The sequence below is a fragment of the Aeromonas sp. R9-2 genome (assembly GCF_040908025.1).
Classification (GTDB): domain Bacteria; phylum Pseudomonadota; class Gammaproteobacteria; order Enterobacterales; family Aeromonadaceae; genus Aeromonas; species Aeromonas veronii.
The window spans coordinates 36,144-51,105 of record NZ_JBFOCX010000029.1; the positions used below are offsets into that span (position 1 = coordinate 36,144).

Annotated in this window: 12 protein-coding genes; 6 read left to right on the forward strand and 6 right to left on the reverse strand. The window is 62.4% G+C overall.

The genetic code is table 11. The annotated features are described in order from the left end of the window. Window positions 1-138 precede the first annotated feature (138 nt). From pssA to AB5Y71_RS16180, 3 genes are all read left to right on the forward strand, one after another. Window positions 139-1,488, forward strand: a complete 1,350-nt coding sequence (gene pssA, locus AB5Y71_RS16170; protein ID WP_005342654.1) for a CDP-diacylglycerol--serine O-phosphatidyltransferase — start codon at window positions 139-141, stop codon at window positions 1,486-1,488. Window positions 1,489-1,678: 190 nt separating this feature from the next. Next, a complete protein-coding gene (gene recG / locus AB5Y71_RS16175; RefSeq protein ID WP_270905947.1) occupies window positions 1,679-3,748 on the forward strand; it encodes an ATP-dependent DNA helicase RecG in 2,070 nt (689 codons plus the stop codon). Window positions 3,749-3,809: 61 nt separating this feature from the next. Beyond that, window positions 3,810-5,939, forward strand: coding sequence for an AsmA family protein (locus AB5Y71_RS16180; RefSeq protein WP_159162704.1), 2,130 nt, complete (start codon window positions 3,810-3,812; stop codon window positions 5,937-5,939). Window positions 5,940-5,993: 54 nt separating this feature from the next. On the opposite strand, the gene AB5Y71_RS16185 is transcribed toward AB5Y71_RS16180, so the two are convergent. Then, window positions 5,994-6,902 (reverse strand): YiiD C-terminal domain-containing protein, encoded by a 909-nt coding sequence (locus AB5Y71_RS16185; protein ID WP_368172005.1) that lies wholly within the window; start codon window positions 6,900-6,902, stop codon window positions 5,994-5,996. Window positions 6,903-6,953: 51 nt separating this feature from the next. On the opposite strand from AB5Y71_RS16185, the gene AB5Y71_RS16190 reads away from it, so the two are divergent. Then, window positions 6,954-7,634, forward strand: a complete 681-nt coding sequence (locus AB5Y71_RS16190; protein WP_236320571.1) for a spermidine synthase — start codon at window positions 6,954-6,956, stop codon at window positions 7,632-7,634. Here the strand turns inward: AB5Y71_RS16190 and dtd are convergent. From dtd to AB5Y71_RS16215, 5 genes are all read right to left on the reverse strand, one after another. Continuing rightward, window positions 7,623-8,060 (reverse strand): D-aminoacyl-tRNA deacylase, encoded by a 438-nt coding sequence (gene dtd, locus AB5Y71_RS16195; protein WP_033138812.1) that lies wholly within the window; start codon window positions 8,058-8,060, stop codon window positions 7,623-7,625. The genes AB5Y71_RS16190 and dtd overlap by 12 nt on opposite strands. Window positions 8,061-8,146: 86 nt before the next feature. Then, window positions 8,147-9,019: a virulence factor BrkB family protein gene (locus AB5Y71_RS16200; protein ID WP_041209731.1), complete on the reverse strand. Its 873-nt coding sequence runs from the start codon at window positions 9,017-9,019 to the stop codon at window positions 8,147-8,149. A gap of 176 nt (window positions 9,020-9,195) precedes the next feature. Next, the gene (locus AB5Y71_RS16205; RefSeq protein ID WP_111900460.1) at window positions 9,196-10,437 is read right to left on the reverse strand and encodes a malic enzyme-like NAD(P)-binding protein; all 1,242 of its coding nucleotides are present in this window, start codon (window positions 10,435-10,437) and stop codon (window positions 9,196-9,198) included. A gap of 254 nt (window positions 10,438-10,691) precedes the next feature. After that, on the reverse strand, window positions 10,692-11,918 hold the full coding sequence (locus AB5Y71_RS16210; RefSeq protein WP_139442314.1) for an aromatic amino acid transporter: 1,227 nt from the start codon (window positions 11,916-11,918) through the stop codon (window positions 10,692-10,694). Window positions 11,919-12,087: 169 nt separating this feature from the next. After that, window positions 12,088-13,521 (reverse strand): DUF2867 domain-containing protein, encoded by a 1,434-nt coding sequence (locus tag AB5Y71_RS16215; RefSeq protein WP_368172006.1) that lies wholly within the window; start codon window positions 13,519-13,521, stop codon window positions 12,088-12,090. An 86-nt stretch (window positions 13,522-13,607) separates the two neighbouring features. Here AB5Y71_RS16215 and AB5Y71_RS16220 point away from each other — a divergent pair, with 86 nt between their 5' ends. Then, the gene (locus AB5Y71_RS16220; RefSeq protein ID WP_279500543.1) at window positions 13,608-13,736 is read left to right on the forward strand and encodes a hypothetical protein; all 129 of its coding nucleotides are present in this window, start codon (window positions 13,608-13,610) and stop codon (window positions 13,734-13,736) included. A 71-nt stretch (window positions 13,737-13,807) separates the two neighbouring features. Continuing rightward, window positions 13,808-14,899: a hypothetical protein gene (locus AB5Y71_RS16225; RefSeq protein WP_279500541.1), complete on the forward strand. Its 1,092-nt coding sequence runs from the start codon at window positions 13,808-13,810 to the stop codon at window positions 14,897-14,899. Window positions 14,900-14,962 lie beyond the last annotated feature (63 nt).

Below are 14,962 nucleotides of genomic sequence, written 5' to 3' on the forward strand. Positions count from 1 at the left end.
GCTGACAAAAAGGCCTCACTCGTGAGGCCTTTTTCATCTTTCTGATGATTCTTTCTTTGGCTGAGAGGGCTAGATTGCTAGAATCGCCTATTCATCGCTCCGAGTGGAACGCTTAACCCCGTGATTTCAGGTTTATCTATGCATTCATCGGCCCATTATCGACAACTGCTGGCGCGCCTGCCCCAGATCGCCGTCGCAGCGGATCAGTTTGAAGTGCTCTACAGCGCCCAGGATTTCAAACGCCGCATTCTTGCGCTTATCGCCAGTGCCACCCGGCGCATCTATCTGGTCGCGCTCTATCTGCAGGATGACGAAGCAGGCCGGGAGATCCTCTCCGCCCTCTACGCCGCCAAGCAACGCAATCCGGCCCTCGACATCAAGCTGTTCGTCGACTTCCACCGTGCCCAGCGCGGCCTGATCGGCAAGGGCAAGCAGGGCGGCAACCACCTGATGTATCAGGCCATGGCTGCCGAACACGAGCACCAGATCGAAATCTATGGCGTGCCGGTCAAGGGGCGCGAGCTGCTCGGCGTGCTCCACCTCAAGGGCTTCATCTTTGATGATGTGGTGCTCTACTCCGGTGCCAGCCTCAACGACATCTACCTGCACCAGCAGGATCGCTACCGCTTCGATCGCTATCACCAGATCACCAGCCCGGAGCTGGCCCGCAGCATGGTCAACTATGTGGATGACCTGTTCGTGAAGAGCGACGCGGTGCAGCGACTGGATCACAGCGATATCCCCAGCGCCAAGCAGCTGAAGGGGCCAATCCGCCGCTTCAAGCAGAACCTGCGCCAGAGCCAGTACCGCTTCAGCACCATGCCGGTCAACACCCAGGAGGTGGCCGTTACCCCCATGGTGGGTCTGGGCAAGCGCAACAATCAGCTCAACCTGATGATCCGCAATCTGGTGCGCGCCACCGAGCGGGAGATCTTCATCTGCACCCCTTACTTCAACCCGCCCAAGGAGTTGAGCAAGGATATCGAGGATCTGCTGCAGCGCGGTTGCAAAGTCACCATCGTAGTGGGCGACAAGACCGCCAACGACTTCTTCATTCCGCCGGAAGAGAAGTTCTCCACCATCGGTGGCCTGCCCTATCTCTACGAGACCAACCTGCGCAAGTTCGCCGAGCGCAACCAGCGTCACATCGACGACGGTCGCCTCAACCTGATGCTCTGGTGTTGCGAGCGCAACTCCTACCATCTCAAGGGGATCTTCGTGGATGACGAGTGGGCCCTGCTCACCGGCAACAACCTCAACCCCCGCGCCTGGGCGCTGGATCTGGAGAACGGCCTTCTGGTGCACGATCGTCGCCACCTGCTGCGTCCCCAGTTCAACGCGGAGCGGGAGAACATCCTGACCAACACCAAGCGGATCAGCCACTTTGATCAGGTTGAGCAGATTCAGGACTACCCGGAACAGGTGCGCAAGCTGCTGGGACGGATCCACAGGGTCAAGGCCCACCTGCTGCTCAAACGCATCATCTGACTCCGGGCGCCATGCGCCCGCACCTTGCCTGTTGGCAGCCGCACAAAGGCCTCCCGTTTTCGGCAGGCCTTTGTTGTATCCGCCGTTTCCCCCACTTTGACGGCCCAGCCAGCAGCAACTCGGCTTGCATCGGCCCCTCAACAACCCCTATCATCTGGACATATTTACAGTGTTTTCGGGCATCTAATTGATGAAATTGGATAAAATTCCTCTCGATAGCCTCAAGGGTGTCGGCAGCAAGATGCTGGAGAAGCTCGAGCGGCTGGGGCTGGCCACGGTACAGGATCTGCTGTTCCACCTTCCCCTGCGCTACGAGGACCGCACCCAGGTGTGGCCCATCGGCGATCTGCCGCCCGGCCTGCACGGCGCTGTCGAGGGCGAAATCCAGGACACTCAACTGGTGATGGGGCGCCGCCGCATGATGGTCTGTCGCATCAGCGACGGTACCGGCACCCTCACCCTGCGCTTCTTCAACTTCACCGCCGCCCAGAAAAACAGTCTGGCGGCGGGCCGCCTGATCCGCTGCTTTGGCGAGGTGCGCCCCGGCAAATACGGGCTAGAGATGGCCCATCCCGAGTACAAGCTGCTCGGCGAGGAGCAGGCCGGCCAGACCGAAGAGGCGCTCACCCCCGTCTACCCGACGACCGAAGGGCTGCGCCAGCTCACCCTGCGCAGCCTCACCGATCAGGCGCTGGCCCAGCTCGACCTCTACGGCGTGGAGGAGCTGCTGCCCGCCGGCCTCTATCCCCACCAGATTGAGCTGGCCGCTGCTCTGAAGCTGCTGCACCGTCCGCCCCCCTCGGTGGCACTGCCGCTGCTCGAAAGCGGCCAGCATCCGGCCCAGCAGCGGCTGGTGCTGGAGGAGCTGCTGGCTCACAACCTCTCGGTCTTGAAGGTGCGCGCTCAGGCACAAACCCAGCTGGCCCGCGCCCTCAAACCGGCGCCTGCGCTGGTCGAACAGCTGCTCGGCGCCCTGCCGTTCAAGCCGACCGGCGCCCAGAGCCGGGTGGTAGCCGAGATAAGTAAGGATCTGCAACAGAGCCACCCCATGATGCGGCTGGTGCAGGGGGATGTGGGATCCGGCAAGACGCTGGTCGCAGCGCTGGCCGCCCTGCAGGCCATCGGCAACGGCTGTCAGGTGGGCCTGATGGCGCCGACCGAACTGCTGGCGGAACAGCACGCCATCAACTTCGCCAAGTGGCTGGAGCCGCTCGGCATCGGAGTCGGCTGGCTGGCGGGCAAGCAGAAAGGCAAGGCGCGGGAAGAGTCGCTGGCCGCCATCGCCGATGGCAGCGTCAAGATGGTGGTGGGCACCCACGCCATCTTTCAGGAGCAGGTGGTGTTCCAGCGTCTGGCGCTGGTCATCATCGATGAACAGCACAGATTCGGGGTGCATCAGCGCCTCGCCCTGCGCGAGAAAGGGGAGCGGGAAGGGGTACATCCCCATCAGCTCATCATGACCGCCACCCCCATCCCCCGCACCCTGGCGATGACCGCCTATGCCGATCTCGACACCTCGGTCATCGACGAGCTGCCGCCGGGCCGAACCCCCATCACCACAGTCGCGCTGCCCGACAGCCGTCGCGGCGATGTGATCGAGCGGGTCAAGCTCGCCTGCACCGAGGGCAAGCAGGCCTACTGGGTCTGCACCCTGATCGAGGAGTCGGAGGTGCTGGAGTGCCAGGCCGCCGAGGATACCGCCGCCGAGCTGCAGAACCTGTTGCCCGGTCTGCATATCGGGCTGGTACACGGCCGGATGCGGCCGGTGGAGAAACAGCGGGTGATGGAGGAGTTCAAGGCAGGCATACTGCAGCTGCTGGTCGCCACCACCGTCATCGAGGTGGGGGTGGATGTGCCCAACGCCAGCCTGATGATCATCGAGAACCCGGAACGGCTCGGGCTGGCGCAGTTGCACCAGCTGCGCGGTCGGGTTGGCCGGGGGGCGGTGGCCTCTCACTGCGTGCTGCTCTATCATGCCCCCTTGTCCAAGACGGCCCAGAGCCGACTCGGGGTGCTGCGGGAGACCAACGACGGCTTCCTCATCGCCCAGCGCGATCTGGAACTGCGCGGCCCGGGGGAACTGCTCGGCACTCGCCAGACCGGTCTGGCCGATCTCAAGATCGCCGATCTGGTGCGGGATCAGCCGCTTATTCCGCAGGTGCAAAAAATGGCGCGCTTCCTTATGGATAGGCACCCAAGCCATGTCGAACCCTTGATTCGCCGTTGGCTCGGCTTACGGGATCACTATTCCAATGCCTGACCTGCGGAATCACGCTGCCAACGCCTGATCACTCAACCAATAATACAGGAGGAAAGCACTTATGAATTCCTGGCTACGCGGCCTGCTCTACACCTTTGCCTTCCTGCTGCTCTTTGTCTGGGTTGCCCTCGGCCTGTTCGACGCCGAGCGCGCCAAAGGCCCCATCGCCAGCTGGATCAGCCAGCAGACCGGCGTGCCGGTCACCATAGGGCGACTGGTGTTCAACCCGCTCCACCCTTACACCCTGCTGGCAGAGCAGGTACGCTACGGCGATGCAGTCTCCCTCGACAAGATCTATCTGGAGATCGAGAGCATCGACTGGCTGAGCCGCGACGTGCGCATCGCCCATCTCGATCTCATTCGTCCCGCCATCAAGCTGCCGCTGCCTCAATCGTTATCCAATCTGCTACCGAGCCTGCCGGTGCACTCCCTCACCATCAGTGACAGCACTATCGATCGCCTCAGTCTGGAGAGCCCCGAGCTGACCCTGCGCGGTCTCAACGCCACCCTGAGCGACTGGGAGCTGATCGATCCGAAACGGCAGCCACAGGCCAACCTGAGCCTCAATATCGGCCAGCTGGAGACCCCGCAATTAACCTTCGCCCGTCTCAACCTGCAAGGACGGCTGGAGGGGGAAGTGCTGCGCAGCGACAAGCTGGTGACCAACCTGTTCGACGGTCTGCTGGAGACCGGCATGGTCCTGGACTGGCCCGCCCGCACCCTGCAACTGCACGATCTCAAGGCGCGCGGCATGCGGGTAGAGCTGGGTGACCTGACACAGCAAGGCTTTCCGCAGCGCTTCCCGTTGCAAAGAGTGTCGCTGGATCGCGGTCAGCTGGACGGCGTCAGCCTCAACGACATCAATCAGGAGCTCTCCTTCAACAACTTCAGCGGCCAGCTCACCGCCTTCAACTGGCAGGCGGGCAACCAGCCCACCGGCTATCTGAGCGGCACCCTGGGCGACATGGGCCGTGGTCTGTTCCAGCTGGAGGAGATCAAGGGCAAGCTCGCCTTCTCGCCCCAGCAGATCGACGGCGAACTGCAGGGCAAGGCCTATGAAGGGGCGTTCAATGTCGAGCTCTCCCTCGATACCCAGCAGCAGAAGCTGACCCTGAAAGACGTGGCGCTGAGCGGCATGGATATCAGCCTGCCGCAAGGGTGGTGGCAGGATTGGCAGAGCTGGCGCCCGCAGCAGGTCGATATCCGCAAGCTGGCGTTCGACAAGCTCAAGGTGCTCTCCTTCGACGATTCCATCCCTCTGTCGCTGACCGGCTGGCAGCTCTATCTGAGCGATCTCGCCCTGCGCGATAACCAACCCGGCCCGCTGCTCGGCCGTGCCCGTATCGAGAGCAAGTGGTTCGAGCTGGTGTGGGATGGCCTCAGCGCCCGCAACGGCGAGCTGGATGGGGAGCTGACCCCCAGCTCCTGGCAACTGGGCAAGCTCACCAGCTCGCTGCCGGATGAGGGCAGCCTCAGCATGAGCGGCCAGTGGGGCCGCGAACCAGGCCAGAGCAGCCGCCTCCAACTGCAGGCGACCAAGCTGGATCTGCAGCAATGGGGCAAGATATTCCACTCCCCTGTCTCGTTCGCAGGCAAGGCGGACGTGAGCGCCGATCTGCAAGCCGAACATGGCAAAACGGCAGGCGAGTGGCGCCAGACCCTGCAGGGGAGCTTTGCCCTCGATGCCGACGAGCCGTTCTGGGACAAGGTAAAGATAGATCCGCTGCTGGATGAGTGGTTCAAGGGGGCGACCCCGCCCACCCTGACGCCGGATCAGCTGTGGCAGGCGATGCAGGAGGGTGACACCCCCTTCTACCGCATCAAGCTGCTGGGCAAGATCGACAAGGGGCAACTACAAGTCGAGCAGGCTGGCGCCTCCACCATCACCCATCTGCTGGCGCTGCAAGGGGGGATCGATCTGGTCAACGAACAGTGGCAGCTCGATCTGGGAGTGCTCAATGGCAACCGCTGCGCCGAGCTGCTCGGCCAGTGGCGCGGGCCGCTGACGGAACCCACACTGGCCTGGAGCTTCCCGCAGAAGCAGGACGCCTGCGGCTGGGAAGTGGGAGTACGCTATCCGCCGCAAGGCAACAGCGCCCCGCTCTGGCGACCGGCTCCCGCACCGAAAGCCCAAAACCAGGCCCAAGTGCAGACCCAAGCCGGGCAGACAAGCGACAGCCAGCAAGGGTAAAAACAGACAAGGCCTCATGATGAGGCCTTGTTGTTTGATGGGGAAACGACGCGGTTACTGGCCCGGGCGGCGGGGCGGCTGCACCACGTAGTGACCGCAGAACTCCGCCGCCAGCTTGCTGCCGCTGAACATCTGGATCTTGAGGCTGAAGGTGGCAGGCTCGCCCCGTTTGAGCGGCTGCAGCACGGCGGGCATCCCCTCGCGGGCCACTCGCGCCTCGGGCTCCTCATCGACCGGGCCATGATATTTGATGGTGCTCTCGGCCAGCACCGGCTCGCCCACCAGCCCCTCCTCTTTAAGCTGCAGCCAGATCAGCCCCCAGCCCGCCAGCACGCACTGGCTGTAGACACTGCCGGCAAACATGCTGCCATGCACGTTGAAGTTGGCCGCCAGATTGGCCTTGAGGTGGAAAGTCTGGCCATCGTAGTGGCTGATGTGCATCCCCATCTTCTCGCTGATGGGTACCCCGCGCGACCAGCGGGTGGTGAGATCCTGACACCACTCCGGCCGGTACTGGATAGTCTGCAACGGGCTCAGGGATTTGATCATCTGGCGATGGGGAATCCGACCAAAGGAGACGGGGCCGCCCCCCACTTCGAGAAAGCCGCACTTGCGATAGAACTCCACCGCTTCCTGACGGGCGTTCATCACCAGCCGTTTCACCTTCTCGCTGCGGGCCAACTGCTCGAGATCTTCCACCATTTGGGCACCCAGCCCCTGGCCGCGATATTCGGGCCGCAGCGCCATAAAGCGGATCTGCGCCTCGTCACCGCCGATAAAGAGGCGGCCTACCGCGATGGGAGTGCCATCGGGTGCCAGCATCAGCCGGTGAATGGCGACCGTATCGTACTCGTCCCGCTCGGAACCGACGGGCAGATTGAAGGGCTTACGCAGAAGTTCCCAGCGCAACTGGTAGTAGGCATCCAGCTCGGCGACTGTCTGAGGGGTGACTACCCGGTACATAGTTTCATCCTTGAGTTACACTGGTCGGAAACCATCTTGCCGTGCAAATTCATGGACTTCAATCTGCAAGCGTACCAAGCCGATCTCTTGTTGCACCTCAGCGTCAAACCCCAGCGCCGCCTCACGGTACAGGAAAATGACCAGCACCGCTGGCTGGAGATAGACGGCGTGGTGCAATCCGCCATGTCGCTCGCCGACCCCGCGACCCTCTGTCTGCCCCATCAACGGGTCATCGCCTGCCTGCTGCCGGAGCGGGCTGAGCAGATCCTCGAACTGGGTCTGGGTGGCGGCGATCTCACCCGCCACCTGAGTCAGCGCTGGCCCGATGCACGCCACGAGTGCGTCGACCTCGACGAAGAGGTGCTGACCGTTTATCAGCAGTTTTTCCAGCATCAGGAGAGCGATGAACGCGCTGCTCCGGCACTCCATCAGGCCGATGCCCTCGCCTTTCTGGAGCAGAGCGAGCAGCAGTACGACCTCATCCTGCTCGATCTCTTCAGTCAGGATGGCAACCCGCTGCTGCTGTTTCAGGAGCGGCTCTACCGGGCGCTGGCTCCCCGCCTCTGCGGCACTCTGGTCATCAACCTGTTGCCGCGCACCGCACTTGAGCTAACCCACGCCCTGACACTGATAGAACAGTGGATTGGCCCGGCCACCCCCTATCCGGTCGCAGGGCTCATCAACGTGATCGTCCACGTCATACCGCGGGATCAGGCATCCTCAGACCTGTAGCCAGAAGGTAACCGGGCCGTCGTTGACCAGCGCCACCTTCATGTCGGCGGCAAAACGCCCGGTTGCGGTCGGGATGCCGCTGGCAGCAGCCTTCGCCACGAAGTAGTCATAGAGGCGTTCGGCCTCGCTCGGGTGGGCACCGCAGGAGAAGCTGGGGCGCATCCCGCTCTTGGTATCGGCCGCCAGGGTAAACTGGGAGACCACCAGCAGGCTGCCACCGATCTGGCTGACATTGAGGTTCATCTTGCCGTTCTCGTCACTGAAGACCCGATAGCCGCTCACCTTGTGCAGCAGCTTGTCGGCCTTGGCCTCGTCATCCCCCTGCTCTACCCCGAGCAGTACCAGCAATCCCTGACCGATGGCGCCGGTCACCTCCCCCTCGACAGTCACGCTGGCCTCGCTGACCCGCTGAATCAATGCAATCACATCCCTCTCCTTTGAAAACAGAACGACCGCCCCCTCGCGGGGGCGGTCGTCGATGCTACCAATAAACCGGTGGGCAAGACGATGGCTTAGCCCAGCTCTTCACTGGCTGGCTTCTCGTATTCACCGAGGCAGGCCGTGGTTTCAGCACCAAGCAATACCACCAGCCAACTCAAATAGACCCAGACAAACAGGATCGGGATGGTGGCCAGCGCGCCGTAGATGGCCTGATAGGAGGGGAAGCTGGTGATGTAGATGGCAAAGCCGCGCTTGGCCAGCTCGAACAGGGTCGCCGCCACCAGCGCGCCGATAAAGGCGTGTGCCAGCCGCACCTTGCAGTTCGGTACCACGGTATAGACCAGCAGGAAGGTGAGCACCGAGAAGAGGAACGGCAAGCCGCGCAGCAGCAGATAGCCGATGCCAAACAGGCTCTCGGCGCCAAACAGCCGCAGCGAGAAGATGTAGGAGGAGATGGCGATACTGGCCCCGATAAGCACGGGCCCCAGGGTCAGGATCATCCAGTACATGGCAAAGGCCTGCGCCAGCGGGCGGCCCTGGGTCGAACGCCAGATGTAGTTGAGGTTCTTGTCGATGGCGGAGATCAGCATCAGCGCCACCACCACCAGCGCCCCGATCCCCACCGCAGTGGTGTTGGTAGCATTGGCGACGAAGCCATCGATGTACTCCTTGAGCACCTCTCCCGCCGTCGGTACGAAGTTGTGGTAGACGAACTGCTCCATCGCCTGCTTGAGGCTCTGGAACACCGGGAAGGCGGACATCATGCCAAAGACCACGGCAATCATCGGCACCAGCGAAAGCAGGGTGACATAGGCCAGATAGCCGGCGGTAACCGTCAATCTGTCCTGCTGGAAACGGCCCCAGACAAACTGGGCAAAGTGGCGACCATCATGGCGCAAGAAGGAGAGGGCGTGGGCCAAACGGCCGCTGACAGGCTGCTGCATCTTGATTCTCGTTAGCGTCATAGTGGCAATATTGTGTCAGAGGAGAGCGCTGTTTGACCACCTTTGAACCCGATTTGCCCCCATCTCCCCCAACCTGTCACCCGTATGGCGTCTCTGTCTGTCGCCAGAAGCAGAGATAAAAACGGCCCCGATATGGGGCCGTTTGCAACGCCGGATTACAGCATGTAGTCCGCAGCCAGCTCGATGCGGGCGACGCCGGAGGCCACCGCCGCCAGCGCCACGGCGCGGGCTACGCGCGGCAGCAGACGGGCATCCATCGGCTTGGGAATAACGTAATCCTTGCCGAAGGCGAGCTCGCTCACCCCGGCGGCGGTCAGTACCTCGGCCGGCACCGGCTCCTTGGCCAGCGCACGGATCGCCTCGACCGCGGCAATCTTCATGGCATCGTTGATGCGGCTGGCACGGGCATCGAGGGCACCGCGGAAGATGAAGGGGAAACAGAGCACGTTGTTAATCTGGTTCGGGTAATCGGAGCGACCGGTACCCATGATGAGGTCGCTGCGCACCCCGTGGGCCAGCGCCGGCTTGATCTCCGGATCCGGGTTGGAGCAGGCGAAGATCACCGGATTGGGCGCCATCAGGGCGACCGCTTCGGCGGGCAACACGTCTGGGCCGGAAACACCGACAAACACATCCGCCCCTTCGATGACATCCATCAGGGTGCGCAGCGGGGTCTCGTTGGCGAAGCGCTGCTTGTACTTGTTGAGATCGCTGCGGCCGGTGTGGATAACACCCTGACGATCCAGCATGAAGATGTTGTGCGCTCTGGCGCCACACTTGATCAGCAGATCCATGCAGGCGGTGGCGGCAGCCCCAGCCCCCATGCACACAATGCGGCTGTCACTGATCTGCTTGCCTTGCACTTCCAGCGCGTTGAGCAGACCGGCGGCGGTGACGATGGCGGTACCGTGCTGGTCATCATGGAACACCGGAATATCGCAGCGTGCGATCAGCGCCTCTTCAATCTCGAAACACTCAGGTGCCTTGATATCTTCCAGATTGATGCCACCGAAGGTATCGGCGATGGCCGCCACCGTGTCGATGAACTGCTGGCTGGTCTCGTGCTTCACCTCGATGTCGATGGCGTCGATGCCGGCAAAGCGCTTGAACAGCAGGGCCTTGCCCTCCATCACCGGCTTGGAGGCCAGCGGCCCCAGATTACCCAGACCCAGAATGGCGGTGCCGTTGGAGATGACGGCCACCAGATTGCCCTTGCCGGTATAGCGATAGGCATCGGCCGGGTTGGCGGCGATCTCGCGCACCGGCTCGGCAACACCCGGGCTGTAGGCCAGCGCCAGATCACGGGCGGTTTCGGCAGGCTTGGTCAGGGCGATGGCAATTTTGCCCGGTACGGGCAGGGCGTGGTAATCGAGTGCTTCTTGACGCAGATCGGACATGGGGGACCCCGATGTGGTTGGTGCAAATGAGGTGCCGACAGGGGGCACACAGAAGGGCGGGGATCATAAAAGAAAGCGGTGGGCATGCCCAGCAGATCATGCTGCCGCTAGCCAGATCAGACCAGTTATTTCAGCACCTTACCCCACCCACACCTACCACTTTAGTTATAGATTCTGCCGCGTGGGATAAAAATGGAGCAAAAAGGGCGGCAAATTGGCCTTGCCGCCCTTTCTGTCAGTGCTGTAGACCTGACTCAGTTGCCCAGATAGACCGGCAACAGATTTGCCATCGACAGGAAGTGGAACAGCGCGGTCGCCAATCCGAACAGGATCAGCAGCCAGGCCATCAGCTTGCCGCCGGGGGTGACGAAGTGGGGGGTCACTTCGCCCCGCTCGGCCCGCGCCCGGGTGCGCAGCACCAGCAATGCCGGGATGATGCAGGTCCAGATGGTGGCGGCGGCACCGGCATAGCCGATGGCCAGCAGGAAGCCGAACGGGAAGAGCAGGGAGAGCACCAGCGGCGGCAGGAAGGTGACCGCCCAGGTCTTGCTGCGACCGACGCGGCTGTTGTCGAACTTGAACAGATCAGCCAGATAGTCGAACACCCCGAGCCCCACCCCGATAAAGGAGGAGAGAATGGCCGCCATGGAGAAGCCGTTGATGGCGCTGGCCACCTTCTCCGATTCGATCACCCCTGAAAGCGCGGAGAGCAGCACACTCACGTCTCCCCCTTTGGCAATCACAGGGGCAAAATCCTGACGGGGCAGGTTGCCGAAGATCCCCAGCAGCCAGAGCACGTAGAGCGCCAGCGCGATCAGGGTTCCCCCCAGAATGGCCCATCTGGCCTGCTGCTCGTTCTGGTAATAGGCACGCAGGGAGGCAACAGAGTGGTGATAGCCAAACGAGGTGAGCGCCACCGGCAGCATTGCCATGGCATAGGGGGCGTAGCGACTCTCGCTGCCCGCCAGATCGAGCAGGGTCGGCAGCTTGATACTGCCGAGCAGCCCGGCCACACCGAGGGCGAAACTGAGGATCATAAAGGCGATCAGCACCACAGAGATGCGGTCAACGGCGCGAGTCGAGTGCCACACCACCGCAGAGAAGAGCGCCACGAACAGCACGGACGCGAGCTTGCTGTCGATCCCCAGTATCCCCTGCAGGATGGCACCGGAGGAGGTGATATAGGCGTAGAGCAGAATGCCGCCAACAAAGTAGACCGAGAGGTTGTTGAGGAGATTGAGCTTCTCCCCCAGCAGCTCGCGAGTCACGGTATTGAAGGAGACCCGCATATCGTGGTGCTGGAAGGATTCCAGCAACATCCAGCCGGAGAGGGTCATCATCACCATGGTGACGGTCAGCGCCAGCACCGACCAGAGGGTCCAGGCCCCCGCCCCCGAACTCGGCAGACCGAGCATGCCGGCTCCCACGCAGACGCTGGCAATGATGCAGGCGCCCCCCAAAATTGACGGTTTTTTCTTCATAATCCCTTCTTTTTCTGACTGATTATCTATCCGCGGTAAACAAGACCGCGGCATGATGCCAGCCTTTGCCATGAGACGCCTACCACTATCTGCCATTACCGGGCATGGTCGCCGCATAAAAAATGCCCCGAACGGGGCACTCTATCAGCGGGAATGGTGTGAAGAGGGGTTAATCCATCACCGGGATACCTGCCCTCGCTTCGGCCTGACGGGCGATGGCTTCTGTCATCCCCTGAAAAATGAAGAGGTGGAACGGCAGCATGGCGAGCCAGTAGGCCAACCCCCAGGCGCCCTGCGGGTGCCAGTGAGCGGTGACCCGGATGCGGGTCAACCCGGACTCCTCCGGCAGGATGTTGAACTCCAGCCGCCCGACGCCCGGGGCCTTCATGTTGAACAAGAGATCGAGCCTGCGCCCCTCATCCACCCCGAGGATCTGCCAGGAGTCGAGCATATCCCCCTTCACGAAGCGATCGGGATTGGTGCGGCCACGGGTGCGGGCCGGGCCACCGCTCAGATGATCCATCCATTCGCGCACCACCCACAGCTGGTTCATGTAGAAGTAGCGCTGCTCACCCCCCAGCTGCTGCAACACCTGCCACACCACCTCGGGAGAGGCGAGGCAGATGGCCTCGCCGCTGGCGGTACGGTCATAGAAACCATATTCGGGATGGCGCCAGCGCAGGCCGAGCGGCGTCTCCTGCCCCTGCTGCTCCGCACCCAGCTTCTGCTCCAGCGCCAGACTCTCCGCCAGCGCCTCGTCGAAGCTGAGCAGGGTCTGCGGCAGCAGGGCACGCAGCGGGCCATCGTCGGCCGGAATATCGTGCTTGAGACCGCCCACCAGCGCCTTGGCCACCGGCTGCGGCACAGAGGTGACAAACTGCAGCCACCAGGCGGAGAGGCGCGGACTCAGAAACGGGATGGGAATGATGGGGCAGCGCTTGCCGATATGGGCAGCGAACTTCTGCAACTGCTGCTGATAGCTGAGCAGCTCGGGGCCGACCGCATTGAAGATGCGCCCATCCACCTCGTCGGCTTCCACCAGCCCACCCAGATAGTGAAGCAGGTTGGACAGCGCAATCGGCGGCGTGCGCGAGCGCACCCATTTGGGCGTCACCATCATCGGCAGGTTGAACACCAGATCCCGCATCACCTCGAACGCCGCTGACCCTGGCCCGATGATGATGCCGGCGCGCAGCTCCACCGTCGGCACACCGGAGTCACGAAACAGCTCGCCGCAATGGCGGCGGGAGTTGAGATGGCGACTGTTGCACTGCTCGGGCTGGATTGCCCCGAGATAGATGATACGGCGCACCCCGGCAGCACGGGCGGCGGCAGCGAAGTTCTTTACCCCCTGCTGCTCCAATCGGTGAAAATCTGCCCCCGCCCCCATGGCATGCACCAGATAGAAGACGGTATCTATGCCCGCCAGCGCAGGCAGCAAGGAGATCGGCTTGAGGCTGTCGGCGAGGCGAAACTCGACTCCCTCAGGCAAGCGGCAGGGACGTCGCGCCCCGGCAATCACCCTGTAGCCCAGCGTTTGCAGGTGAGGGACCAGATAGGAACCGATATATCCTGCCGCACCCATCACCAGACAGTTACGCATGCGTGCAGCCCTCAACATCATTGATGCAAGGGGCGCCAGACAGGAATCCACCATAGCCCGCCACGTCCATCACCAGACAATTTCTCATGCAATTCTCCCTATCCTTACCGATGCCGCTTGTCAGCCAGAGTGCGCCGCGTTACCTGAAAATGTTCAACTACAGCGCCACCATCCAGTCTCTTGCCATCCTGCCACGCCACCACCTTGCAACCTAGTACTAACCACCTCTCTGATTAGTCCGATTTGGTGTTAAGCCCTGCTCATTGACTGGTCGATAACTGACCAGATGTATAGCACCGAGGGCGAACGTATGCGCATCGATCACTACGACCTCCGGGGGGAGGTGCAATACCGGCAACAACAGACCCAGAGCCGCAAGGTGCGCAACCTCGGGCCCGTGCCACCCGTCGTTAATCCACCGGAGGGCAACAACACGGCAGTGGCCGGCGAACGCAACAGCACCCTGACCCTCACCAGCGCCCTGACGCTGCAAACCGCAAGGCAATCCGCCGCCAACCAGCAAGCGGCAACACCTCCCGCCCCGCCCGCAGCGGACGTCGGCAAAGAGCAGGATGGTATTCCCGACGATGGGCTGGATAACCGCCAGCGGCTGATCAAGCTGATGATCGAGGCGATGCTGGGCCACGAAATCGAGCTGCCCAAGCCGATCAAGCCCACCGAAGAGGGGGGCGAAGGGGTGACCCAAGGAGACGCCGCGGCTCAAGCCGCCGAGCCGGATCAACTGGTGGAAGTAACCGACAGCCTGCTGCAACAGGAGCAGCTCAACGTGGTGGCATCGGCCAGCGTAGCGACTCGGGATGGTCAGACTATTCAGCTCGATCTCGGCTTTGTGCTCGACTGGCGCCAGCTGGAGGTGAGCCAGCGGCGCACCACCCTCAATGCCCTCAAGGATCCGCTGGTGCTCAGTCTGGATGGCAAGATTGCCGATCTGACCGAGGCTCGGGTCACTTTCGATATAGATCAGGATGGCAAAGAGGATAGCCTGCCGGGCTTGAGTGAAGGGAGCGGCTTTGTGGCGCTGGATCGCAATGGCAACGGCACCATAGACGATGGGGGCGAGCTGTTTGGTGCTCACTCCGGCAATGGCTTCGGCGAGTTGGCCACCCTGGATGAGGATGGCAACGGGGTGCTGGATGAGGGGGATAGCCAGTTTTCAGCCCTGCAGTTCTGGCATCCGGAGCACGCACCTATCGCACTGGTCGAACTGGGGATCGGCGCCATCCTGCTGCGCCCCCTCGACACCCCCTTCAACCATCTGGGGGAGAGCGGCAATCAGGGGGTGCTGCGCCAATCCGGCCTCTATCTCACCGAACAGGGTAAAGGAGGCTGGGTGCAGCAGATCGATCTGCGGGTCTGAGCCTTGAAATGCAATCACCCATCGGTCGCTGACGATAACTGCCAGCGACCGGCTCCGGTGCCA